This window comes from Streptomyces sp. NRRL F-4489 (genome assembly GCF_001509485.1).
Classification (GTDB): Bacteria; Actinomycetota; Actinomycetes; order Streptomycetales; family Streptomycetaceae; genus Streptomyces.
On record NZ_LLZI01000269.1, the window covers coordinates 12,807 to 32,872 of the forward strand.

General features: G+C 74.2%; 22 protein-coding genes and 1 pseudogene. 10 read left to right on the forward strand and 13 right to left on the reverse strand.

Annotated elements, in window-relative coordinates; genetic code table 11:
* Nucleotides 1–393: 393 nt before the first annotated feature.
* Together ADL22_RS29075 and ADL22_RS29080 are read left to right on the forward strand one after the other, a co-directional pair.
* Nucleotides 394–1,458: a C40 family peptidase gene (locus ADL22_RS29075; protein ID WP_066986374.1), complete on the forward strand. Its 1,065-nt coding sequence runs from the start codon at nt 394–396 to the stop codon at nt 1,456–1,458.
* Between the two features lie 425 nt (nt 1,459–1,883).
* Nucleotides 1,884–3,527: a PP2C family protein-serine/threonine phosphatase gene (locus ADL22_RS29080; RefSeq protein WP_066986377.1), complete on the forward strand. Its 1,644-nt coding sequence runs from the start codon at nt 1,884–1,886 to the stop codon at nt 3,525–3,527.
* A 77-nt stretch (nt 3,528–3,604) separates the two neighbouring features.
* Here ADL22_RS29080 and ADL22_RS29085 read toward each other — a convergent pair whose 3' ends face one another.
* The 4 genes from ADL22_RS29085 to ADL22_RS29100 form a co-directional block, all read right to left on the reverse strand.
* Nucleotides 3,605–3,949 carry a DUF2516 family protein gene (locus ADL22_RS29085; protein ID WP_066986433.1) on the reverse strand — a complete coding sequence of 115 codons (345 nt, stop codon included), beginning with the start codon at nt 3,947–3,949 and terminating at the stop codon, nt 3,605–3,607.
* A 239-nt stretch (nt 3,950–4,188) separates the two neighbouring features.
* Nucleotides 4,189–4,848: a hypothetical protein gene (locus ADL22_RS29090; protein WP_066986380.1), complete on the reverse strand. Its 660-nt coding sequence runs from the start codon at nt 4,846–4,848 to the stop codon at nt 4,189–4,191.
* Nucleotides 4,849–4,881: 33 nt separating this feature from the next.
* On the reverse strand, nt 4,882–5,328 hold the full coding sequence (locus tag ADL22_RS29095) for a helix-turn-helix domain-containing protein (RefSeq protein WP_066986383.1): 447 nt from the start codon (nt 5,326–5,328) through the stop codon (nt 4,882–4,884).
* A gap of 191 nt (nt 5,329–5,519) precedes the next feature.
* On the reverse strand, nt 5,520–5,870 hold the full coding sequence (locus tag ADL22_RS29100; RefSeq protein WP_066986386.1) for a winged helix-turn-helix transcriptional regulator: 351 nt from the start codon (nt 5,868–5,870) through the stop codon (nt 5,520–5,522).
* 50 nt (nt 5,871–5,920) lie between these two features.
* Between ADL22_RS29100 and ADL22_RS29105 the strand changes: the two genes are divergently transcribed.
* From ADL22_RS29105 to thrS, 4 genes are all read left to right on the forward strand, one after another.
* Nucleotides 5,921–6,808 carry an NAD(P)-dependent oxidoreductase gene (locus ADL22_RS29105; protein ID WP_066986389.1) on the forward strand — a complete coding sequence of 296 codons (888 nt, stop codon included), beginning with the start codon at nt 5,921–5,923 and terminating at the stop codon, nt 6,806–6,808.
* Nucleotides 6,809–7,050: 242 nt separating this feature from the next.
* The gene (locus ADL22_RS29110) at nt 7,051–7,323 is read left to right on the forward strand and encodes a hypothetical protein (RefSeq protein ID WP_066986436.1); all 273 of its coding nucleotides are present in this window, start codon (nt 7,051–7,053) and stop codon (nt 7,321–7,323) included.
* 5 nt (nt 7,324–7,328) lie between these two features.
* Nucleotides 7,329–8,516 (forward strand): glutathionylspermidine synthase family protein, encoded by a 1,188-nt coding sequence (locus tag ADL22_RS29115; protein WP_066986392.1) that lies wholly within the window; start codon nt 7,329–7,331, stop codon nt 8,514–8,516.
* A gap of 240 nt (nt 8,517–8,756) precedes the next feature.
* Complete coding sequence (gene thrS / locus ADL22_RS29120; RefSeq protein WP_066986395.1) at nt 8,757–10,013, forward strand: threonine--tRNA ligase; 1,257 nt, start codon at nt 8,757–8,759, stop codon at nt 10,011–10,013.
* A 35-nt stretch (nt 10,014–10,048) separates the two neighbouring features.
* Here the strand turns inward: thrS and ADL22_RS29125 are convergent, their stop codons facing one another.
* Both ADL22_RS29125 and ADL22_RS29130 read right to left on the reverse strand, forming a co-directional pair.
* A complete protein-coding gene (locus ADL22_RS29125; protein ID WP_066986398.1) occupies nt 10,049–10,987 on the reverse strand; it encodes a maleylpyruvate isomerase N-terminal domain-containing protein in 939 nt (312 codons plus the stop codon).
* A gap of 43 nt (nt 10,988–11,030) precedes the next feature.
* The gene (locus ADL22_RS29130; protein ID WP_066986401.1) at nt 11,031–11,951 is read right to left on the reverse strand and encodes a HemK family protein methyltransferase; all 921 of its coding nucleotides are present in this window, start codon (nt 11,949–11,951) and stop codon (nt 11,031–11,033) included.
* 536 nt (nt 11,952–12,487) lie between these two features.
* Here ADL22_RS29130 and ADL22_RS29135 point away from each other — a divergent pair.
* The 3 genes from ADL22_RS29135 (at nt 12,488) to ADL22_RS29145 (ending at nt 14,511) form a co-directional block, all read left to right on the forward strand.
* Nucleotides 12,488–12,925 carry a hypothetical protein gene (locus tag ADL22_RS29135; protein WP_066986405.1) on the forward strand — a complete coding sequence of 146 codons (438 nt, stop codon included), beginning with the start codon at nt 12,488–12,490 and terminating at the stop codon, nt 12,923–12,925.
* Between the two features lie 122 nt (nt 12,926–13,047).
* Nucleotides 13,048–13,371, forward strand: a complete 324-nt coding sequence (locus ADL22_RS29140; RefSeq protein WP_066986438.1) for a winged helix-turn-helix domain-containing protein — start codon at nt 13,048–13,050, stop codon at nt 13,369–13,371.
* Nucleotides 13,372–13,524: 153 nt separating this feature from the next.
* Nucleotides 13,525–14,511 (forward strand): aldo/keto reductase, encoded by a 987-nt coding sequence (locus tag ADL22_RS29145; RefSeq protein WP_066986408.1) that lies wholly within the window; start codon nt 13,525–13,527, stop codon nt 14,509–14,511.
* 119 nt (nt 14,512–14,630) lie between these two features.
* On the opposite strand, the gene ADL22_RS29150 is transcribed toward ADL22_RS29145, so the two are convergent.
* Both ADL22_RS29150 and ADL22_RS29155 read right to left on the reverse strand, forming a co-directional pair.
* The gene (locus ADL22_RS29150; protein WP_066986412.1) at nt 14,631–15,005 is read right to left on the reverse strand and encodes a VOC family protein; all 375 of its coding nucleotides are present in this window, start codon (nt 15,003–15,005) and stop codon (nt 14,631–14,633) included.
* On the reverse strand, nt 15,005–15,592 hold the full coding sequence (locus ADL22_RS29155; RefSeq protein WP_107116432.1) for a TetR/AcrR family transcriptional regulator: 588 nt from the start codon (nt 15,590–15,592) through the stop codon (nt 15,005–15,007). Before ADL22_RS29155 ends, ADL22_RS29150 begins: the two co-directional genes overlap by 1 nt.
* Nucleotides 15,593–15,860: 268 nt before the next feature.
* On the opposite strand from ADL22_RS29155, the pseudogene ADL22_RS36510 reads away from it, so the two are divergent.
* Nucleotides 15,861–16,259, forward strand: a pseudogene (locus tag ADL22_RS36510) (VOC family protein); the annotation flags it as partial.
* Here the strand turns inward: ADL22_RS36510 and ADL22_RS29165 are convergent.
* The 5 genes from ADL22_RS29165 to ADL22_RS29185 all read right to left on the reverse strand — a co-directional run bounded on the left by ADL22_RS29165 (nt 16,216) and on the right by ADL22_RS29185 (nt 19,921).
* Complete coding sequence (locus ADL22_RS29165; RefSeq protein ID WP_079064515.1) at nt 16,216–16,659, reverse strand: winged helix-turn-helix transcriptional regulator; 444 nt, start codon at nt 16,657–16,659, stop codon at nt 16,216–16,218. The pseudogene ADL22_RS36510 and the gene ADL22_RS29165 sit on opposite strands and share 44 nt — an antisense overlap.
* Nucleotides 16,660–16,766: 107 nt before the next feature.
* Nucleotides 16,767–17,336 (reverse strand): NADPH-dependent FMN reductase, encoded by a 570-nt coding sequence (locus ADL22_RS29170; RefSeq protein ID WP_066986421.1) that lies wholly within the window; start codon nt 17,334–17,336, stop codon nt 16,767–16,769.
* 290 nt (nt 17,337–17,626) lie between these two features.
* Complete coding sequence (locus ADL22_RS29175; protein ID WP_066986424.1) at nt 17,627–18,058, reverse strand: ankyrin repeat domain-containing protein; 432 nt, start codon at nt 18,056–18,058, stop codon at nt 17,627–17,629.
* A gap of 241 nt (nt 18,059–18,299) precedes the next feature.
* On the reverse strand, nt 18,300–19,286 hold the full coding sequence (locus tag ADL22_RS29180) for an asparaginase (protein WP_234430895.1): 987 nt from the start codon (nt 19,284–19,286) through the stop codon (nt 18,300–18,302).
* 89 nt (nt 19,287–19,375) lie between these two features.
* A complete protein-coding gene (locus ADL22_RS29185; RefSeq protein WP_066986441.1) occupies nt 19,376–19,921 on the reverse strand; it encodes an ABC transporter substrate-binding protein in 546 nt (181 codons plus the stop codon).
* Nucleotides 19,922–20,066: the final 145 nt, after the last annotated feature.

The following is a 20,066-nucleotide window of genomic DNA, read 5'->3' on the forward strand; positions in this document are numbered from 1 at the left end:
AGAGTTCCTTCCTGGGCGCGCGCCGGTCCTCGGCGTGCGGCGGGTGACGGGATGGCGGGGCCGGTGTGCTCCGGCGTTCCGCGCACTCGGTACGGCCGAAATTAGGCAGATCAGGTGAAGCGGCCGATGGAGCGGGGTGAACGCACGGTGAACCTCGGCCGTCGGGTGTGGGCGCCGGGGGCGCCGGAGCGCGCGGTTCCGGCGGCCGTCCGCCGCCCGCCGCCGCGAAACGGCCCGTCGCCCTGTCGAATTACCGGCCGGTATGGCAGCATCCGCGCGAAGACGCGCACGAAACGGTGCGGAACGACCGGAGGTGACTCGGTGGGGAGCCAGGGGGCACGGCAGGGCGTTCGGGACACGGGCGAGGGGCGGGGCGTACGGGGCGGGCGCGGCGTGGGAGGTGTACGGGGCGGCAGGCTGGCGGTCTGCACCGCGGTCGTGCTGTGCGCGACCGGGCTGCTGGGCGGGACGGCGACGGCGGCGCAGCGGAGCCCGGACCCCGGGGACGACGCGCGCCACCTGGAGCAGGTGCGCAAGGAGATCGAGGGCCTCTACCGCACCGCCGAGCGGGCCACCGACGCGTACAACGCCGCCGAGGAGCAGGTTCAGCTCCAGCAGAAGAAGATCGTCGAGCTGGCCCGCACGATCGACGGGGCGCAGCAGCGGCTGGCCGCGCTCAAGCGCCGGGCCGGCGCGCTGGCCAGCGCCCAGTACCGCACCGGCGGCATCCCGCCCGAGGCGCAACTGGTGCTCAGCAAAGACCCGGAGGCGTTTCTCGCCAACGTCGATCTGGTCCGCAAGGGCCAGCAGGCGGTCAAGGGCGTGATCAGCCAACTCACGCATCTGAAAACGGACTTGGAGGGCTACGCCCAGGACGCCAGCCACCGCTGGGAGCAGCTGGAGGCCAACCGCAAGAAGAAGGACGCCGCGCGAAAGGAGATCAACGACAAGATCGACGCGGCGAAAACACTGGAATCCCGGCTGGCCGCCAAGGAAAAGGACCGGCTGCGGAAACTGGAGGACGACCAGGCGCTGCTCGCCCAGCAGAAATGGCTGGATTCCGGCGTCCTGGCGGAGATCACCGGGAAAGCCTCCGAGCAGGGCAGGAAGGCGATCGCGTACGCCACCTCGCAGATCGGCAAGGATTACGTCTGGGGCGCGACCGGCCCGGACACCTTCGACTGCTCCGGACTGACCCTGCGGGCCTGGCGGGCCGCCGGCCGGACGATTCCGCGCACCTCGCAGGAGCAGTGGGCCCAGCTGCCCCGGGTCGCGCTCCGGGACATGCGCCCCGGCGACCTCGTCATCTACTTCTCCGACGCCAGCCATGTCGGGATGTATCTGGGCGACGGCGCGATCGTGCACGCCCCGCGCCCGGGGCGGCAGGTGACGATCACGGGGGCCGGCACGATGCCGATCCTGGGGGTGGTCCGGCCGGACGGGGAGCGGGCCGGGTGACCCGGGGGCGACAGGCGGTTTGCGGGGGTGGGGCGGCGCCGGGGAGCGATTCCGGCCAGGGGCGCGATTCCGGACACATTCCTGAGGGATTGCGGAGCTTTCCGGCGGGGCGCGCCGAGGCGAAATCGGCGCGCCGGAAACATGCCTTTCCGTGACGCACCGGTAGCGGAATGCGCCGCGCCGGGGTGATGTTCGTCATTCCCGCCGCCGAACGTCCCAGGTGAAATGGCCTACCTGCCCTGGCATATGACGAACGCCGCGTGCCAAAGGTCATTCCGCGCCCCGCCGTGGTGACGCTATGGTCGCCCTTCGGAAGCCCGGTACCGCCCCGATCGACCGACCGACGAGCGGAGGTCGCGCCGGGCACGGCGGTGTGCCGGTCGGCACCCGCCGCACCCCTCGGGGGGAGGGAAGGAAGCAGACCCATGCCCGTACCCGTACCGCGTCCGCGGACGGCCGTGCTGCCGCACCAGGCAGGACCGGTGGACCACGGCCGCGCGGAGACCGCCCGCCCGGCCGCCGCCGGCCCGTCGGCGCACGGGGGCTGCCCCGGGGCGTCCGGTGCGCCGCACGGCGCGCCCGCGCCGCTGCCCCGCGACCTCCCGGAGGCCCGGCATCCGCAGCCGCCGGCCGGGCCGCTGCGGCCGGCCGACCACCCGGCGCCGGGCGCGGCGCGGGCCGGGCAGGCGCCCGCGTCCGGAGCCGCGTCCTCCGGCCCCGCGTCCGCCTCCGGCCCTGCGTCCGCCTCCGGCCCCGCGTCCGCCGGAGCCGCGCCTTCCGGGGCCGCGCCTTCCGGAAGCGCGCCCTCCGCCGCGCCCGGAAGCCACGCCCCCGCCCCGGCCCCCGACCCGCGCACCGACCCCGCCCTCCCGCCGGCCCCCGAGCCGCCCGCCCAGGGCCTGACCCTGCTCCTGATCGGCGAGGACCCCAACAGCCACGTCCCGGAGATGTGGGACTGGGCCGGCCGCAAGGTCCGGGTGCGTACCGCCCGCAATCTCACCGAGGCCGAGCGGCTGCTCACCCACGACGTCGACTGCATCCTGCTCGACCTCACGCCCGCCGAGCCGGCCGCCCGCGACGCCCGCGCGGCCGCCCCCGGCGACGAGCTGGCCGCCCTGCGGGCCGTCCTGCGCATGGCGCCCGGCCAGGCCGTCCTCGTCCTGACCTGCGAGACCGACGCCGAGCGGGCCGCCGAGGCGGTGCGGGTCGGCGCCCAGGACTACCTCTTCCGCGACGAGCTGGACGGCAAGGTGCTCAGCCGCGCGGTCCGCTACGCCGTGGAACGCAAGCGCGCCGACCTCGCCCAGCGCCAGCTCACCGAGTCCCGGCTGCGCGCCCAGGAGAACGCCCGCCTGGAGCGCGGTCTGCTGCCCACCCCGCTGCTGGACGGTTCCGAACTCCGCTTCGCGGCCTGCTACCGCCCCGGCCGCAGCCGCGCCCTGCTCGGCGGCGACTTCTACGACACCGTCCGGACCAGCGACGGCACCGTGCACGCGATGATCGGCGACGTCTGCGGCCACGGCCCCGACGAGGCCGCGCTCGGCGTCGAACTCCGCATCGCCTGGCGCGCGCTGACCTTCGCCGGGCTCTACGGGGACGAGCTGCTGGCCACGCTCCAGAAGGTGCTGGAGCACGAACGCGCCGACGACGAGATCTTCGCGACGCTGTGCACCGTCGACATCTCCGAGGACGGCCGCCGCGCCGGGGTGTGCCTGGCCGGCCACCCCGCCCCGCTGCTGGCCCGCCCCGGGGAGCGCCCGGACCTGCTGCCGTACGAGTACGGCGGGCCGGCGCTCGGCCTGCTGCCGGAGGCCCGCTGGCCGCGCCACCAGGTGGAGCTGGGCGACGCCTGGAGCCTGCTGATGTACACGGACGGCCTGATCGAGGGCCGGATCGGCGAGGGCAACCAGCGGCTGGGCCAGGAGGGGATGACCGCGCTGGTCGCCCGCCAGATGGCCGAGGGCCTGCGCGGCGAGGACCTGCTGGAGGCGTCGGTCCGCGAGGTCCGCGCCCTCAACGGCGGCGAACTGACCGACGACGTGGCGGTCCTGCTACTGGACCGCAGCTAGCGGGGGCCGGGCCGGGGCGTCCTGGCATGACGGGGCCGGGCGGAGCGCCGCCCGCTCCCAAGCCGCCGCTCCCGCCGTCACCTTCCGCCGTTGTACGGCCCGTACGGCCCGTCCGAGCTGGAGCCGCGGCGGTACGGGCCGCGGCCGCCGCCGGCCACCGCGCGCAGCGCCGGCCGGACGTCGACGGTGTAGACGATCACCGCGATCACGCCGATGATCGGCAGGAACGACAGCAGCGGCAGCAGGAACAGCAGGGCCGTGGCGGCGCCGAGGAAGATCAGCCACATCGGCTTGTTCTGCTTGTCGGCCGCGCGGTAGGCGTCCTCGCGGCGGACGGCCGCGTCGATCAGCATCACGGCGGCATACACGCCGAGGGCGAGCTGAACCCAGCTCAGAATGCTCTGGAACCCGTAAATCAGCACGCCGTCCACCACCCGTTAGCCGTTCGGCCAGGAATCTCGGTCCGTCATCCGGATCTGTCGTCTGGATCTGTCATCTCGGTCTGCGGCCGTCATCGGTCGGTGCGGCCCGCCGCGGCCCACCGTACCCGGACAACGGGCCGGACACGTCAGAAGTGCCCGGCCCGTCCGGCCCGTCCTGGAGCGCACCGCTCACGGCGGCTGCTCACCGTTACCGGCGGCTCACCGCCACCGGCGGCGGCTCACTTGGCGGACGACGGCGGGGTGGGCTTCTTCGCCTGGCCCGCGGCGGGCTTGCGCGGCGCGGCCGGCTTCTTCGCCCCGGAGCTCTTCGGCTGGGTCGACGCGGTGGCCTTGGCCTCCGGGCGCGTCCCGTTGGCCGGCACCGTCCGGGCCCGGCCCCCGGTCTCCGCCGCCCCGCTCGCCGGCGCGCCCTTGGCGTCCGCCCCGCCCTTCGGCTCCGGGTCCGGCTCGATCGCCACGGCCAGCTCCTCGACCTGCTCGGCGGCGCCGCCCCGCCAGTTCTGCACCGCGCCGCGGCCGCGCTCGGCCAGCCCGTCGTACGTCTCCCGGGCCTGCACGACCACCTCGGCGGCCCGGCCGACCCCGCGCAGCGCCAGCTCCTGCGCCTGGTCGCGGAACTTCTTCAGGTCCCCGTCCAGCGAGCCCAGCAGCTCGGTCAGCTTCTCCTGGGCCTCCTTGGCCTGCTTGGTGACCAGGACCTGGAGGTCCTTGGGGTCGGTGCGGACCGACTCCAGGGCCTTGGGCGCCTCGGCGCGGATCCGCTCGACCAGCTGCGGCACCTCGCCCAGCTTCTCGGCGGCCAGGTCGGCGGTGCCGGCCAGGGCGTACAGCGGGGTCGGGTCGGTCAGCGCCTTGCGGACGTCATCGGTGATGGCCATGCCGTGGTTCCTCCTGGAAACGTTTCGGGTTGCTCAGGTGGCGTGCGGGCCGCCGTCGTCGGCCTCTGCCTCATGGGGATGGTCCCCGCCCTCGGGCCCGTCACCGGGCGCCTGCCCGGTCCCGTCGCCGCCGAGTCCGTTCTCCTTGCGGAAGGACTCGTAGATCTGGAGCAGGACCTGCTTCTGCCGTTCGTTCAGCGACGGGTCGGTGAGTATCGCGGACTGGACGCCGACCGCGTCCGGACCACGCCGCTCGTCGAGGATCCCGGCCTGGACGTAGAGCGTCTCGGCGGATATCCGCAGCGCCTTGGCCAGCTGCTGGAGGATCTCCGCACTGGGCTTGCGCAGCCCGCGCTCGATCTGGCTGAGGTACGGGTTGGACACCCCCGCGGCATCCGCCAGCTGCCGCAGGCTCAGCTGCGCCGTGCGCCGCTGCTCCCGCAGGAACTCGCCGAGATTGCCGACCTTGAGAGATGCCATACCCCCGATACTGCCCCCCGCCGCTAACTATTGCAAGCAAGCGCTAGCTGGAGTGTTGCATCTCGGCCAGGGGCCCATACCCACTTTTTTGTGGGTACTTGGCGGCGGGTGGCGCCGGGCCGATGCTGGTGAGGGCGGCCGGAGGGTCGCTGCGGGCGGGTGAACGCGGGGGCGGGGCGCGATGCGGTGCATCAGGAGGCCGGCTGGGCCTTGGTGAGCTTCTCCAGGCGGCGGTGGCCCCAGTCGGAGAGGGGAGCCAGCGCCTCGGAGAGTTCCCGGCCGAACGCGGTCAGGGAGTACACGGTCTTCAGCGGAAGCCCGTCGTACACCTCCCGCCGCACCAGCTCATCGGCCTCCATCTCGCGGAGCGCCTGGGTCAGCACCTTCTCGCTGAGGCCCGGCAGCCGGCGGCGCAGTTCGCCCGGACGGTGCGGACCGGATTCCAGCAGCCCGAGGAGGGCTGTCTTCCACTTGCCGTCGATCACGGCGATCGCGGCCGTCACTCCGCAGACATTCGTGTCCTGGGCGCCACCGCGCATCATCTTCGTCCGCTTTGTTGTCAATTGCCGATACTTTCCTCAGGAGTTGAGCTGTGTCCTCTCGTACCGAGCAGTCTTCCGTCACCGTACTCGGCCTGGGCCCCATGGGCCGGTCGCTGGCCGGCGCGTTCCTGGACGCCGGTCTGCGTACGACGGTCTGGAACCGCACGCCGGGGCGGGACGGGGAGCTGGTCGCGCGGGGCGCCATCGGTGCCCGGTCGGCCGGGGAAGCCGTTGCCGCGAGCGGGCTGACCGTGGTCTGCGTGGTGAATTACGACGCGGTGGACGCGATCGTGCGGCGCGGTGCGGTCACCGGCGCGCTCAAGGGCCGCACGATGGTCAATCTGACGGCCGACACACCGGACCGGGCCCGTAATACGGCGGCGTGGGCCGCCGAGCACGGCATCGGCTACCTGGACGGCGCGATCATGACGCCGGCCACGACCATCGGGACACCCGCCGCGGTGCTCCTCCACAGCGGCCCCGAAGACCTCTACCGCGAGCACCGGCCCGTACTGGACGCGCTCGGCGGCACCCATACCCACCTCGGCGCGGAGATCGGCCGGGCAGCGGCCTACGACATCGCGCTGCTCGACATCTTCTGGACCGCGATGGCGGGCTACGCCCACGCCGTGGCGGTGGCGCGCGCGGAAGGGATCACCGCGCGGCAGCTGGCGCCGTTCGCCAAGGGGATCGGCGCCATACTCCCGCCGATCTTCGAGGCGGCCGCGGGGGAAGCGGACGACGGAACGTTCTCCGGCGACGGGAACCCGCTCACCTCGGCGGCCTCGTCCATGGCTCATATCGTCGCCACCTCGGAGGCCCACGGCATCGACGCCGGCGTGATGCGCGCGGCCGAGGGCCTGGCCCGCCGAGCCATCGGGGGCGGCCACGGCGCCGACGGGTTCATCCGGATCGCCGAGCTCCTGGGCCGCCGCTGAGGAAACTCCGCGGAGTGCGGCCGGTCCCCGCCCCCGGGGGCCGGCCGGTTCCCACCCGCCCGTGTACCCCGTCGGCGGCGCCCCCTAGGGTGAGCGCCACGTCGTTCGCGGACCGAGTTCCTGCCGGATTCGCGTACCGACAGGCAGTTTTCGGACATACGGGGGTGGCCACTGTGGCACGGAAGACGGCATCGGAACCGGTACGGCGGCGGCTGCGCTCCAGCACCGTGATCCTCGGCGGGATGGGGGCGCTCGCCGCCGCCCTCACCTCCTGCGGATCCGAGCCGGACAAGCGCTGCGTCGACCCCAAGAGCTACGACAGCGTCCTGGGCTACCGCGTCCTGAGCGCCGCCCAGTGCTCCGGGACGAGCCGGCCCGGCAGCACGACGAGCGGCCGGTGGTACTACGGCTCCAAGGTCTCCGGGCGCTACGCCGAGGGCGGCACGTTCAGCCGCAGCCAGGCGGTGGACCGCGGCGGCTTCGGCTGCTCCTCGCACGGCACCTCCGGGGGCTGACGCCGGTGCGCCGCCACACCATCGAGCCCCGCCCCGGCTGGCAGGCCACCGTCGAGGCCCAGGGCCTGATCTACCCGCTGACCCGTTACCCCGACGACTCGCTGCGCCCCTACTGGGACGAGAGCGCGTACTACTCCTTCTCGGCCGCCGAGGTCGACGCCCTGGAGGAGACCGTCGAGGAGCTGCACACCATGTGCCTGGCCGCCGCCGGGCACATCGTCGCCCACGACCGGTTCGCCGACCTCGGCCTCACCGATCCGCGGCTGGCCGCCCGGGTCGCCGAAGCCTGGCACCGCCGCGCCGAACTCCCCTCCCTCTACGGGCGGTTCGACCTGCGCTACGACGGCACCGGCCCTGCCAAGCTCCTGGAGTACAACGCCGACACCCCCACCTCCCTGGTGGAGGCCGCCAGCCCCCAGTGGTTCTGGATGGAGGAGCGGTTCCCGGGGGCCGACCAGTGGAACTCGCTCCACGAGCGGCTGGTGGACGCCTGGAAGCGCCAGGCCGCCCTGCTGCCGCCCGGCGCCCCGCTGCACTTCGCCCACTCCGCCGCCGATGAACTCGGCGAGGACCTGATGACCGTCGCCTACCTGCGCGAGACGGCCGAACAGGCGGGCCTGGCCACCGAGCCGATCTCCATGGAGGAGATCGGCTGGGACCGGCTCTCCGGCCGCTTCGTGGACCAGCGGCTGCGCTTCATCCGGGCCTGCTTCAAGCTCTACCCCTGGGAATGGCTCGCCACCGACGCCTTCGGCCCGCACGTCCTGGACACCCTCGACAACGGCGGCTCCACCGGCACCACCCTGTGGATCGAGCCCGCCTGGAAGATGCTGCTGTCCAACAAGGCCCTCCTGGCCATCCTCTGGGAGCTCTACCCGGGGCACCCCAACCTCCTCCCCGCCTATCTGGACGGCCCCCGCGACCTGGCCGACGGCCCCGGATACGTCGCCAAGCCGCTGCTGGGCAGAGAGGGCGAGGGGGTCACCGTCCACCCGGGGGGCGCCGCCGCCGTACGGCGCGAGGAGGAAGCGTGCTGCTACCAGGAGCTGGCACCGCTGCCCGACTTCGACGGCAACCGCGTGGTGCTCGGCGCCTGGGTGGTCGGGGACGAGGCGGCGGGGCTGGGCATCCGGGAGTCGGCGGGCTTGATCACGGATGAGTACGCGCGGTTTCTGCCGCATGTGATTCAGTGACGGGCCGTCAGGTGGTCTTATGGCGCCTGCGCTTCGCCGGGCTCCGGTGGGTGGGGAAAAGCGGTGGAGGGGTGCGGCCGGGCTCTGTTACGGTCGTTCGCATGCAGCGCGCCAGCCTGGCCACGACGACGCCGGACCGAGTCCCGGCGCGCTGACACCTGACGTCATCCGAAGCCCCGGGGCGAGTGCCCCGGGGCTTCGCCGTGCGGTCACCCGCCTCACCACCGCGAGGAGACCACCATGAACGACGTTCCCGCCCCCGCCCCCGTGCCCGCTCACGACCACCGGCGGCTGGGCCGTGAGCTGGAGCTGTTCGGCACCGACCCGCTGATGGGCGCCGGACTGCCCTACTGGCTGCCGGCCGGCGCGGCCGTACGGCACGCCCTGGAGGAGTACATCCGCGACGCCGAGGCGCGCGCCGGCTACCGGCACGTCCACTCGCCGGTCCTCGGCAAACGCGCGCTGTACGAGCTGTCCGGGCACTGGGAGCACTACCGGGAGGACATGTTCCCGCCCATGGACCTCGGGGGCGAGGAGGTCGTCCTGCGCCCCAGCCTCTGCCCGCACCACGCCCTCATCTACCGCTCCCGGGCGCGCAGTTACCGGGAACTGCCGCTGCGGCTGGCCGAATTGGGCGGGATGTTCCGGGCCGAGCTCTCCGGGGTGCTCGGCGGCCTGACCCGCGTACGGGCCATCCAGCTCAACGACGCGCACCTCTTCTGCACCCTCGACCAGGTCGCCGGCGAGGCCCGCGCGGCCCTGGAGCTGATCCGCCGCACCTACACCGATCTCGGCATCCGAGCCGCCCGCTACCGGCTCTCGCTCCCCGGGGACGGCGGCAAGTACGTCGCCGACCCCGCGATGTGGCGGCGCGCCGCCGACCTGCTCACCGGCGTCCTGGACGACGCCGGGGTGCCCTACGAGGCCGAGGCGGGCGAAGCCGCGTTCTACGGGCCGAAGATCGACGTCCAGATCGCCGACCGGGCCGGGCGCGAGACCACCCTGTCCACCCTCCAGGTCGATCTGCACCAGCCGCGCCGCTTCGACCTGTCCTACACCGGCCCGGACGGTGCCCGGCACCGGCCGGTGATGGTCCACCGGGCCGTCCTCGGCAGCCTCGAACGGGTCGTCGCCCACCTCATCGAGGAGCACGGCGGCGCCTTCCCGGCCTGGCTCGCCCCCGTCCAGGTGGCGGTCCTGCCGGTCTCCCCGGCGGAACGGGCGCCGGCCGAGGACCTCGTACGGCGCTGCCTCGACCGGGGCCTGCGGGCCGAACTCGCCGACCCGGAGCTGGGCTCCCTCGGTGCCCGGATCCACGACGCCCGCCGCGTGCCCTACCAGGCCGTCCTCGGGCCCCGGGAGGCGTCCGCCGGGGAGGTCGCCCTACGGCTCCGGGGCGGGCGCCGGGTGCCGCCGCTCCCGGCCGGTGAGGTGCTGGCCCGGATCGCGGGGGTGGTGGGTGGACGGGGGCACGAGCTGTGGCCGGAGGGGGAGTAGCCGTAGGCATTGATTTCGCTCACTCGTGGACTCGCTCACCGCTTGAGCCAGTGGCCGGCGGTGTCCAGCCAGGAGCCGAGGAGGGGTATCTCCCCCTGGACCTGGACCGTTCCGGTGCCGCCCACCGGGCCGGGGGCGGCGCCCAGCAGGGGCAGGCGGCCGTAGACCAGCAGCAGGAGCTCGCTCAGCGGGCCGCGGACGGTCGTGGTGGCGGGCGTGGCGGGGGAGGGGGCCGGTGGCCGCTGCCAGGTGGCGGCGCCGGGCTCCAGGCGCACCAGCCAGTCCGCCGCGGCCTCCGGGGTGCCGTCGGTGGCCTGGAAGCGGAGGGTTGGGGCGGGGCGGTCTGGGTCGCCGGTGCCGGGGGCAACGGGTGGGTGGGGCCTACGGGTCGGCGCGTCCGGCCGCGACGCGAAAGCCATCCACGCGTCGAGGGCGTCCACCGCGACGTCCTCCACGACGGCGAACGGGCGGTCGGCGGCGGCCGTGGCGCCCGGGGTCTGGGCGGTCGCGAAGGCGGCGTCCGCGCGGTGGATCACCGTCTCGTGCGCCATCCGCCGCGCCCAGAAGGCGGCGGTCGGGGGCGCTGCCCCCATGGGGCCGGAGCCGCTCGGGGCGGCTCCGGCCGGGGCGTCCGGGCCGGTGGCGCGCAGGGTCTCGGCCAGGTGGGCGGCGCCCTCGGCCAGCCAGGCGCCGAGCGCGGCCCCGTCCGCGTGGTCGTCCGCGTGGTCGTCACCGGGGGCGCCGTCGGGGGCACCGGCGGCCGGGAGGGGGGCGGACGGGCCGGGTGCCCGGCCCCGGACGGCCGCCGCGGCTCCGCGGTGCGCCTCCCCGAGGTGGCGCACCAGCCGGGCGAGGGTCCAGCCGGGGCAGGTGGGCACCGGGGCGGAGACGTCCGCGTCCTCGATGCGCGTTCTCAACAGGGCGGTCTGGGCGACGATTTCGGCACAGTGACGTTCGTAGCTCAGCGAAGCCATGAGTCCACGGTACGGCGGGCCGCTGACAACGCGCGGCCCGCGCTCAGCGGATTCCGGGGCGGGGGCCGGAACCGGCCTGGCCGGGCGGCAGCGTGCCGATGACGACGGTCGCCCAGAGTTCGTCGGAGACGGCCACCCGGGGCCGCAGACCGCTGCGCCGGAACGTTTCGACGGCCTGGGCCGCCTGGCGCTCGCCGGTCTCGACCAGCAGGTGGCCGCCCGGCGCCAGCCACCGGGGCGCGGCCGCGGTCACCCGGCGCAGCACGTCCAGCCCGTCCGCCCCGCCGTCGAGCGCCACCAGGGGCTCGAACTCCCGGGCCTCCGGGGGCAGCAGGCCCACCTCCTCGGTGGGCACGTAGGGCACATTGGCGGTGAGGACGTCGATCCGGCCCCGGAGGCGGTCGGGCAGCGGGGCGAACAGGTCGCCCTGGTAGACCTGCCCGCCGGCCGCGGCCACGTTGCGGCGGGCGCAGCGCACCGCGGCCGGTTCGATATCGGCGGCGTGCAGTTCGACGCGGCTCGGCGCACAGCCCGGGGCATCGCCCAGTACACCGCCCGGCACGTCGCCCGGGGCACCGGCGGGGCCGCCTGGCGTACCGGGAACGCGGCCCAGCGCACCGGCGAGCGCGGCCCCCACCGCCCCGGAACCGCAGCACAGATCGACCACCACGGCGCGCCGTCCGGCCCGTATGGCCCGTTCGGCGGCCCGGCGCCCCAGGGCGATCGCCTCGCCCAGCAGGAATTCCGTACGCCGCCGGGGCACGAACACCCCCGGGTCGACGGAGACCCGCAGGCCCCCGAACTCCGCCCAGCCCAGGACGTGTTCCAGGGGATGGCCGGCCACCCTCCGCTCCACCATGGCGGCGAGGTCTCCGGGGGTGCGGGCGGTGGCGAGCAGCAGCTCGGCCTCGTCCTCGGCGAAAACGCACCCGGCGGCGCGCAGCGCGGCGATGACGGCGGACATACGGGCGCCGGGGCCGGGGGTGGGGCCGGAGGCGGGGGCGTGCGCGGACCACGGCGCATGCGGTGCGGGGGAGGAGGAACCCGAAGCGGGAGAGGAGAACCGCGAAGCGGCAGAGGAGGAACGCGAAGCGGGGGACGACGACATGGTGTGAACCTTTCGGGACGCCGATGGCGCTCCCCGGTCACGGATGCCGGACGGTCACCTGGAGCCGGTGGACGCCCGGGCGTGAGACGGGAGCACCTGCCTGAACTGGCGGGGTATCGGTCTCACCTCCTACGGGCGCGGGGCTGCACGGATGGCCTGGTTACCGGTGCGGCGGACTGGGCCGCGCGCCGGTGGCCGGGGCAACAGTACCCGACCCGCCGATCAAGGCCGGGCCGGCCGCCCGCGACGCAATGGCCGGAAAGTACTTGTCAGTTCGGAAAGTTCTTGTCAGCATGGTGGGTGTCGAAAGTGTGCGCGAGAGCGCGAGTAGGCGCCGGAGCGCGTGACGCGACGGGACGCGGCGCGCGGGCGCGTGACGAAGGGGGAAGGACATGGGGGGATTCGCGGCCGGCGAGCGTTATGAGGCCGGCGACGCGGCGGCGGCACTGGCGCGCGCCGCAGAGCTGGGAGACACGGTCCGCAAGGGCACGCGGTGGTCCGTGCGGTATCAGATCGTCTACGGCTGCGCCGCCGGGCTGATGGTGCTCGCCATCGGCTTGGTGAAGTCGCCGTGGGGGACGGCGTTCGGCCTCGCGTTCTGGGGGGCCGTGGTCGCCGGACTGTCGGTGTACGCGGCCCGGCAGCCCGTCGCCCGGCGAGGCTACGGCAAGCGGCACGCCGTTCTGATCGCCAGCTGGGGAGTGCTCTACGGGGTCGTGCTGGCGGCCGGGATCGCCTTCTTCCCCGGCGTGGCCGCCTGGTGGGTGCCGGGAGCCGTCGCGGTCGCCCTGCCCGGACTGATAGGCGCCTACCTGGAGGCCCGGCGATGACGGGAGGACACGAGACCGCCGCGGGGCGCGAGGCCACCGCGGGGTACGAGGCCGACGCGCCGCAGGAGGCCACCGCGCCGCCGGAGTCCGCCGCGCGGCCCGGGAGCCATCCGCGCCACGGGCTGGACGAGGTCATCCACGCCCCCGTCCGCTTCTCCATCGTGGCGACGCTGGCGGCCGCGGAGAAGGCCGAGTTCGCGTTCGTCCGCGACACCGTCGAGGTCAGCGACTCGGTGCTCTCCCGCCAGGCCGCCACCCTGGAGAAGGCCGGCTATGTCGCGGTCACCAAGGGATACGTCGGCAAGCGCCCGCGCACCTGGCTCTCCCTGACCCCGTACGGCCGGGAGGTGTTCACCGCCCACTGCCGGGCCCTGCGCGCCATAGCGGGCGACCCGGACCAGCCACGGAACGACCCCGACCCGACCCGAAACGACCCCGACCGGTAACGGAACGGCCCCGCCACGGCCGGCGGTTGACTTGGAGAGCGCTCCAACTCCTACCGTCGTGCACGGGTCGAGGGAAAGCGCCTGGTCAGCAGGACCATGGACGCCCCGTTCCCTGATCCCGTTCATTCGGAGCACGTGCCAGGAGGTAGCAGCATGACGGAGATTCCCACCCGCCGCCTTGGGGAGCTCGCGGTGTCCGCGCAGGGTCTTGGCTGCATGGGGATGAGCCACGGTTACGGCGCCTCGGACGACGAGCAGTCGATCGCGACCATCCACCGCGCGCTCGACCTCGGCGTCACCCTGCTGGACACCTCCGACTTCTACGGAGCGGGCCACAACGAGGAGTTGATCGGCCGGGCGATCGCCGGGCGGCGCGACGAGGTGGTGCTGGCGACCAAGTTCGGCTTCGCCAACCGCCTCGGCGAGCCGACGAAGATCCGCGGCGACGCCGCCTACGTCCGCCAGGCGTGCGACGCCTCGCTGCGCCGCCTCGGCGTCGACCACATCGACCTCTACTACCAGCACCGGGTCGACCCCGACGTCCCGATCGAGGAGACCGTCGGCGCGATGGCGGAGCTGGTCGCCGCGGGCAAGGTCCGCCACCTCGGCCTCTCCGAGGCGGGCGCGGAGACCATCCGGCGGGCGCACGCGGTGCACCCGATCGCCGCGCTGCAGAGCGAGTGGTCGCTGTGGACCCGCGAGCTGGAGCAGGAGATCGCCCCGCTCTGCCGTGAGCTGGGCATCGGCCTGGTCCCGTTCTCACCGCTCGGCCGCGGCTTCCTGACGGGTCGTTACACCTCCACCGAGGGCCTGTCGGAGACCGATGTGCGCCGCACCCAGCCGCGCTTCGCCGACGGCAATCTCGAGCAGAACCTCGCCATCGTGGAGAAGCTCGACGAACTCGCCGCGGAGAAGGGCGTCACCGCCGGCCAGCTGGCACTGGCCTGGGTGCAGCACCGCGGCGACGACGTGGTGCCGATCCCCGGCACCCGCCGCCAGAAGTACCTGGAGGAGAACATCGCCGCCCTGGACGTGGTCCTCTCGGCGGCGGACCTCGCCGCCATCGACGCCGCGGCCCCGTCCGACAAGGTCGCCGGCACCCGCTACGACGCGGCGAGCCTGGCCTTCGTCAACAAGTGAGCGAGCGGGGGCGGGGGTGGAGGGGCGGCGACTGCGCGCCACCGGCCCCCCCACCGCCCGTCCGCCCGCCGCGGCCGGAGGGTACGCACCCTCGCCCCGGCAGCATCACTCCGCCGGCATCACTCCGGCGACATCACCTCGTACAGATTGCGGTCCGGGTCGAGGAAGAAGAGGCCGCGGGCGCACAGCGGGTGGTCGGTGCGGCCGTTGTCCGGCTGGCGCGGGTCGTTGCCGTACGGGATGCCGGACGACCGGAGGCGGGCCAGGATGCCGTCGAAGGTCTCCGGATCGACATCGAAGGCCAGGTGGTGGCCCTCCGGCTCCGGGACGGCCATGAAGTCCAGGGTCAGCGTGTCGTTGACCCGTACGGGCGCGAAGTGGCCGTCGCGGCCGTCCAGCGGCAGCTCCGGCAGGCCCATGACCGAGGCGAAGAAGCGGGCCGCCGCGCGGTGGTCGGCGGCCGGGACGATGGTGTGGTTGAGCGTGACGGGCATCAGGCGCTCCCGGGGTCGGCGAGGGTGCCGTGCAGCAGCACGGAGATCAGTTCCTCGGGGGTGAGCGGTTCGTGGGCCGGGCAGGAGGCCGGTGAGGGCAGTCGGCTGAAGAGCAGGCCCAGGAACGCGGCGGCGACCCGCTCGGGGCTCAGCCGGAGCGCGGCCCGGTCCGGTTCGATCAGTTCCACGACGGCGTCCCGCAGGGCCAGGAAGGAGCGGGTCCGCCCGTCCACCGGCGGCTCGCCCTCCGTCCGCGGCCGGTCCGCCGGCTCTGCCGGGCCGCGGCGGTGGCCGGTGGCGTAGAGGCTGCTGACGACGGTGCCCATGCGTTCCAGATGGGCGCAGAGGGCCTCGGCGGCCTCGGTGAGCCGGGCGGCCAGCGGTTCGTCGAGCGGGACGGAGGCGAACTCGCGCAGGACGTGGTCGACGCCCACCGCCTCGGCCACGCAGGCGTCCAGCAGCTCGTCCTTGTCCTTGAAGGCGCGGAAGATCGTGCCCTCGCCGATGCCGGCCGCGCGCGCGATCTGGCTGGTGGTGACGGCCGCGCCGTGCTCCGCGACCAGCGGCACGGTGGCGGCGACGATCATCGCCCGGCGCTCCTCGACGCTCATACCGGGCGCGCGGCGCCGCGACGGCGCCTGTGCAGGTTTCGTCATGCCTGAGAGCGTACGGAGTGAGTGCTCACTCCGTCAATAGATTTCGGTGCGCCGGCCACCGCCGCACGGGAGGCGCGCCGTACACCGCCTCCCTAGACTTTCGGGAGAGGCGGCAACGCGCTCCCCGGCGAGGAGGCGCGCCCACGCACAGGGGGCGGCCGCCCCCGACCGTGCGACTCCGACCCGAGGGCGGCACGCCATGGACTGGAAGCTCGAACTGGTGCCGATTCCGGTGACCGACGTGGACCGCGCCAAGCGCTTCTACAGCGAGCAGGTGGGCTTCGCCGTCGACCAGGACATCCGGCTCGGCGGCGGCGTCCGCATCGTGCAGCTGACCCCGCCCGGCTCGGACTGCTCGATCGTGCTCGGCGCCGGCGACGGGGTGGTGCCGGTGCCGCCCGGCTCGGTGCAGGGGGTGCAACTGGTGGTGCCCGATGTGACCGCCGCGCGCGGGGAGTTGCTGGCCCGCGGGGTGCCGGTCGGGCCGGTCCAGCACGTGGAGAACGGCGAACTGGCCGACGGGCCGGGCGGCGCCTGGAACTCCTTCATCTACTTCAACGACCCGGACGGGAACGGCTGGGCCGTGCAGCAGGGACCTCCTCCGGACCCGCCGCACGCTCCTCGTCCGGATGCCCGGACGGATGCCGGGACGGATGCCGGGACGGGTACGTGGCCTCCAGATGGGCCAGGTGCAGACGGCCCCAGGCGCCCAGCGGAGCCAGGGCCTCGTTGAGGGACGCGCCGAGGCCGGTCAGCGCGTACTCGACCCGGGGCGGCACCTCCGCGAACACCTCGCGGTGCACGATCCCGTCCGCCTCCAGTTCGCGGAGCTGCTGGGCGAGCACCTTCTCGCTGATCTTCGGCAGCTCCCGGCGGAGTTGGCCGAACCGCCGGGGTCCCTGCGCGAGCGCCCACAGGAGCAGCACCTTCCACTTGCCGCCGATGACGTCCACGGCGGCGTCCAGCCCGCACTCGTAGAAGCCCTTGCGCCCGCCCATGGCCGTTCCTCCCCCTCTGCCCCGCCGCGCCCCACCGGGTCGTACGCGTCCGGGCCTCCAGTATCGGCGATCACGGCGGGGCGGACGGGGCGTCCGGGCCGGCGCGGTCAGGCGCCGTACGGGCGGTCGCGGCGCGCGTCGCGCAGGGGCAGCGCCCACCAGGTCAGCTGGTTCAGCAGCGCGTCGGCGGCCCGGGCCGGCGGCACCGGGTCGTGCAGCCGGCCCTCGTCGTCGAACGGCCCGGCCGGAAGTGAGAAGCTGACCGTCTCGCGGACCGTGGTGGCGTGCAACTCGGCGAAGACCAGCCGCAGTTGCTCCACCGCGCGCAGACCGCCGGAGATCCCGCCGTACGAGACGAAGCCGACCGGCTTGGCCTGCCACTCGGCGCGCAGCAGGTCCAGCGCGTGCTTGAGCGGCGCGGGGAACGAGTGGTTGTACTCCGGTGTGATCACGACGAACGCGTCGGCCTGCTCGACGCGCTTGGCGTAGGCGATGAACTCCTCGGTGCCGGGCCGGAGTTCGTACGGGCGGACGGTGTCCAGGTCGATCACGTCGAGGGTGATGTGCGGGTGCGAGGCGGCGGCGTGGCGGGTGAACCAGTTGGTGATGACCGGGGCGAAGCGGCCCTCGCGGGTGCTGCCGACGATGACGGCGAGGGTGTAGCGCTCTGCGGACATGGGGGCCCCTTCGTGGCGTGAGTGGCGCGTTGGCGTGGCGGAGTGGGCGGGGCGGGACGGCGGTCCCGGCGCCCGGTCGGGGACCGCGGTCCCTGACGTCCACAGACGCTAAGACCTCAACTAAAGTTGAGGTCAAGCGGTCCGCCGGGACCCCGGTGATCACCCCGCCCGGCCGGGCCGCCCGGCCCGTACGCACTCCGCCGGGCCGGTGGTCCCGGCGCCCATTCCACGCCGGACAGCGGGCTCACCCCGTGCCGGCCAACGGGCTCACTCCACGCCGGGCAACAGACTCACTCCACGCCGAACAGCTTCAGCAGCTCCGTCTTCTGGAACATCCGGGCCGTCTCGATCGCCGACGGCGCACCGGCCGCCGGATCGGCGCCGTGCTCCAGCAGCACCTTGACCACGTCGTCCGCGCCCTTGAACACCGCGCCGGCGATCGGCGTCTGGCCCCGGTCGTTGGCGCGGTCGGCGTCGCCGCCGCGCTGGAGCAGCGCCTCCACGGTGGCGGCGTGGCCGTGGTAGGCGGCGAGCATGACGAGCGAGTCGCCCTTGTCGTTGGTGAGGTTGGCGGGCACGCCCGCGTCCACGTAGGCGGCGACGGTGTCGGTGTCACCGTGCCGCGCCAGGTCGAACACCTTCGCCGCGAGCTGGAGCACCTCGGGGTCGTGCGCGTGCTCGATCGCCTCGGGTCCCTGCGGCTCGGAATGCGTGTCGCTCATGGTCGCCGGCCTCCTGCTGTGGTCGGGGATGTGTGTTGCGGGTCACCGCCACCTTATGCAGGTTTCCCGGGCCGCCCGCGCTGCGGTGGGGGGCGGTTTCCGTTTCGTACGGGCGGGCAGGCGGGCGGGGGCCCCGGCTCCGTAGGACAGCAGGCCGCCGCCCGTAGGACCGCGGGCCCCCGCCCCCGTAAGACAGCAGGCCGTCCCCGGCCCGCCGCCCCCGCCGCCCCCGGCGCACCGCTCAGAACGCCGCCCGGATCTCCCCCACCCGGCTGCCCCCGCCGTGCAGCGGCACGTCCTCGATCCGGGCCAGCACCGGGTCGTCGACACCCATCCCGCGCAGGACCCGGGCCAGGACCGGGCCGAGGGTGCGGGTGGCACCGTCGTCGATCTTGAACGCGAGGGCCCGGCCATCGGGCAGCGCCAGCGCCTGCACCGCCTCCGCGCCCATCTTCGACAGCGTCCCGGGCAGCGCCCGCATCAGCCACGTATCGGGGCGGCGGGTGCCCGCGACGTACTCGGGGTGGGCGCGCATCGCGTCGGCGACCCGGCGCTCCGGCGTACCCGGCTCGGCGAGGACGAAGTGGCGGTAGGCGCGCGCCAGACCGGTCAGCGACAGCGACATCAGGGGCGCGCCGCAGCCGTCCGTACCGATGTGGGCGACCTCCTCGCCGCCGGCCGTGCGGACGGCGTCCAGGACGAGCTGCTGGAGCGGGTGGTCGGCCGCGAGGTACGTCTCCAGGGGCCAGCCGTTGCGCGCGCAGGCGGCGAGCATCGCGGTGTGCTTGCCGGAGCAGTTCATGGTCAGCGGGTCGCGGACGAGGCCGGCGGCCAGATAGCGCTCCGCCTCCTCCGGGTCCAGCGGCAGATCCGGCGGGGTCTGGACCTGCCCGGGCGCGAGGCCGAACTCGCCGAGCATCGTCCGCACCAGCTCCAGGTGGAACCGTTCGCCGGAGTGGCTGGCCGCGGCCAGCGCGAGCCGTTCCCCGGAGAGCTCCAGACCGGCCCGCAGGATCGCGGCGGCCTGCATCGGCTTGTTGGTGGACCGCGGGAAGACCGGCGCGCCGATATCGCCCATGGCCAGCTCGACGCTGCCGTCGGCGGCCAGCACGACCAGCGAGCCCCGGTGCCGGCCCTCGACGAAACCGGAGCGGACGACCTCGGCGAGCACCGGCGACGGCTCGGGAGCCGCCTGGCCGGCCGCCGCGGACGACGGCTGCTCCGGTATCGGGGTGGGCGAGGACGAGGTCTTCGTCGAGGGCACGGCCGGCCTCCGGGGGACGGGGACCCGCGGCCCCGGAGGCGGCTTGTGGCCGGTCAGGACAGCAGGTCGTCTACTTGAGCTTCACCTTCACGGTACCTGCGCGCGATTTCCGCACTGCAATCGTCGGTGGTGCGCTGGAGGGACTGGCGGCGCTGCGAGATCTGCCGCTCGTAGCGGATCAGGCGGGCCATCGCGTCGTGCAGCTCCTGATCCGTACGGGCCGTGAGGTCGGACAGCTCGATGTCGCCGAGCATCTCGTCGGCCAGCCGGCGGTACTCCTCGCTGTGCGGGGTGCCGAGCGTCACATGGCGGGCCGACGAACGCTGGCGGGACGGCAGGTCGGTGAGGATCTCCGGGAGCCGGTCCAGCAGCGGGGAGTGCGGGCCGGTGCGGCGGGCGATCTCGGCGCGGAGGATGTCGATCCGGCCCTGGAGGAGCCGCCGCAGATAGCTGAGGTCGGCCTCCTCCTGCTGGCAGTCGCGGCGGACCTCCCGCAGCTCGGGCAGGCTCAGACCGGACAGCTCCGGGGGGCCGGCCGGGCGGAAGCGGTCGCGCTGCTGCGGGGGGCGGGCGGGCTGGGCCTTGCCTGCCTGGAGCATGGGGTCATCCTTGGTGCGGGCCGGCTCGACGCGGGCCGGTGCCGGGGCGGGGGAGGCGGTGGTCGTCAGGGCGCGCGGCGCCTCCGGGGCGAGCGGGGTCTCCTGGGCGAGCGCGGTCTCCGGGGCGAGCGGGGTGTCCTGGGTG

Excerpts from the sequence above, each read along its gene's own strand:
- ADL22_RS29185 (WP_066986441.1), bottom strand. The coding sequence starts at position 19,921 with ATGCTCCAGGCAGGCAAGGCCCAGCCCGCCCGCCCCCCGCAGCAGCGC.
- ADL22_RS29170 (WP_066986421.1), bottom strand. The coding sequence starts at position 17,336 with ATGTCCGCAGAGCGCTACACCCTCGCCGTCATCGTCGGCAGCACCCGC.
- ADL22_RS29110 (WP_066986436.1), top strand. The coding sequence starts at position 7,051 with ATGGGGGCGCTCGCCGCCGCCCTCACCTCCTGCGGATCCGAGCCGGAC.
- ADL22_RS29145 (WP_066986408.1), top strand. The coding sequence starts at position 13,525 with ATGACGGAGATTCCCACCCGCCGCCTTGGGGAGCTCGCGGTGTCCGCG.
- ADL22_RS29135 (WP_066986405.1), top strand. The coding sequence starts at position 12,488 with ATGGGGGGATTCGCGGCCGGCGAGCGTTATGAGGCCGGCGACGCGGCG.
- ADL22_RS29150 (WP_066986412.1), bottom strand. The coding sequence starts at position 15,005 with ATGCCCGTCACGCTCAACCACACCATCGTCCCGGCCGCCGACCACCGC.
- ADL22_RS29155 (WP_107116432.1), bottom strand. The coding sequence starts at position 15,592 with ATGATCGTCGCCGCCACCGTGCCGCTGGTCGCGGAGCACGGCGCGGCC.
- thrS (WP_066986395.1), top strand. The coding sequence starts at position 8,757 with ATGAACGACGTTCCCGCCCCCGCCCCCGTGCCCGCTCACGACCACCGG.
- ADL22_RS29125 (WP_066986398.1), bottom strand. The coding sequence starts at position 10,987 with ATGGCTTCGCTGAGCTACGAACGTCACTGTGCCGAAATCGTCGCCCAG.
- ADL22_RS29165 (WP_079064515.1), bottom strand. The coding sequence starts at position 16,659 with ATGGGCGGGCGCAAGGGCTTCTACGAGTGCGGGCTGGACGCCGCCGTG.
- ADL22_RS29080 (WP_066986377.1), top strand. The coding sequence starts at position 1,884 with ATGCCCGTACCCGTACCGCGTCCGCGGACGGCCGTGCTGCCGCACCAG.
- ADL22_RS29130 (WP_066986401.1), bottom strand. The coding sequence starts at position 11,951 with ATGTCCGCCGTCATCGCCGCGCTGCGCGCCGCCGGGTGCGTTTTCGCC.
- ADL22_RS29095 (WP_066986383.1), bottom strand. The coding sequence starts at position 5,328 with ATGGCATCTCTCAAGGTCGGCAATCTCGGCGAGTTCCTGCGGGAGCAG.
- ADL22_RS29090 (WP_066986380.1), bottom strand. The coding sequence starts at position 4,848 with ATGGCCATCACCGATGACGTCCGCAAGGCGCTGACCGACCCGACCCCG.
- ADL22_RS29100 (WP_066986386.1), bottom strand. The coding sequence starts at position 5,870 with ATGATGCGCGGTGGCGCCCAGGACACGAATGTCTGCGGAGTGACGGCC.
- ADL22_RS29175 (WP_066986424.1), bottom strand. The coding sequence starts at position 18,058 with ATGAGCGACACGCATTCCGAGCCGCAGGGACCCGAGGCGATCGAGCAC.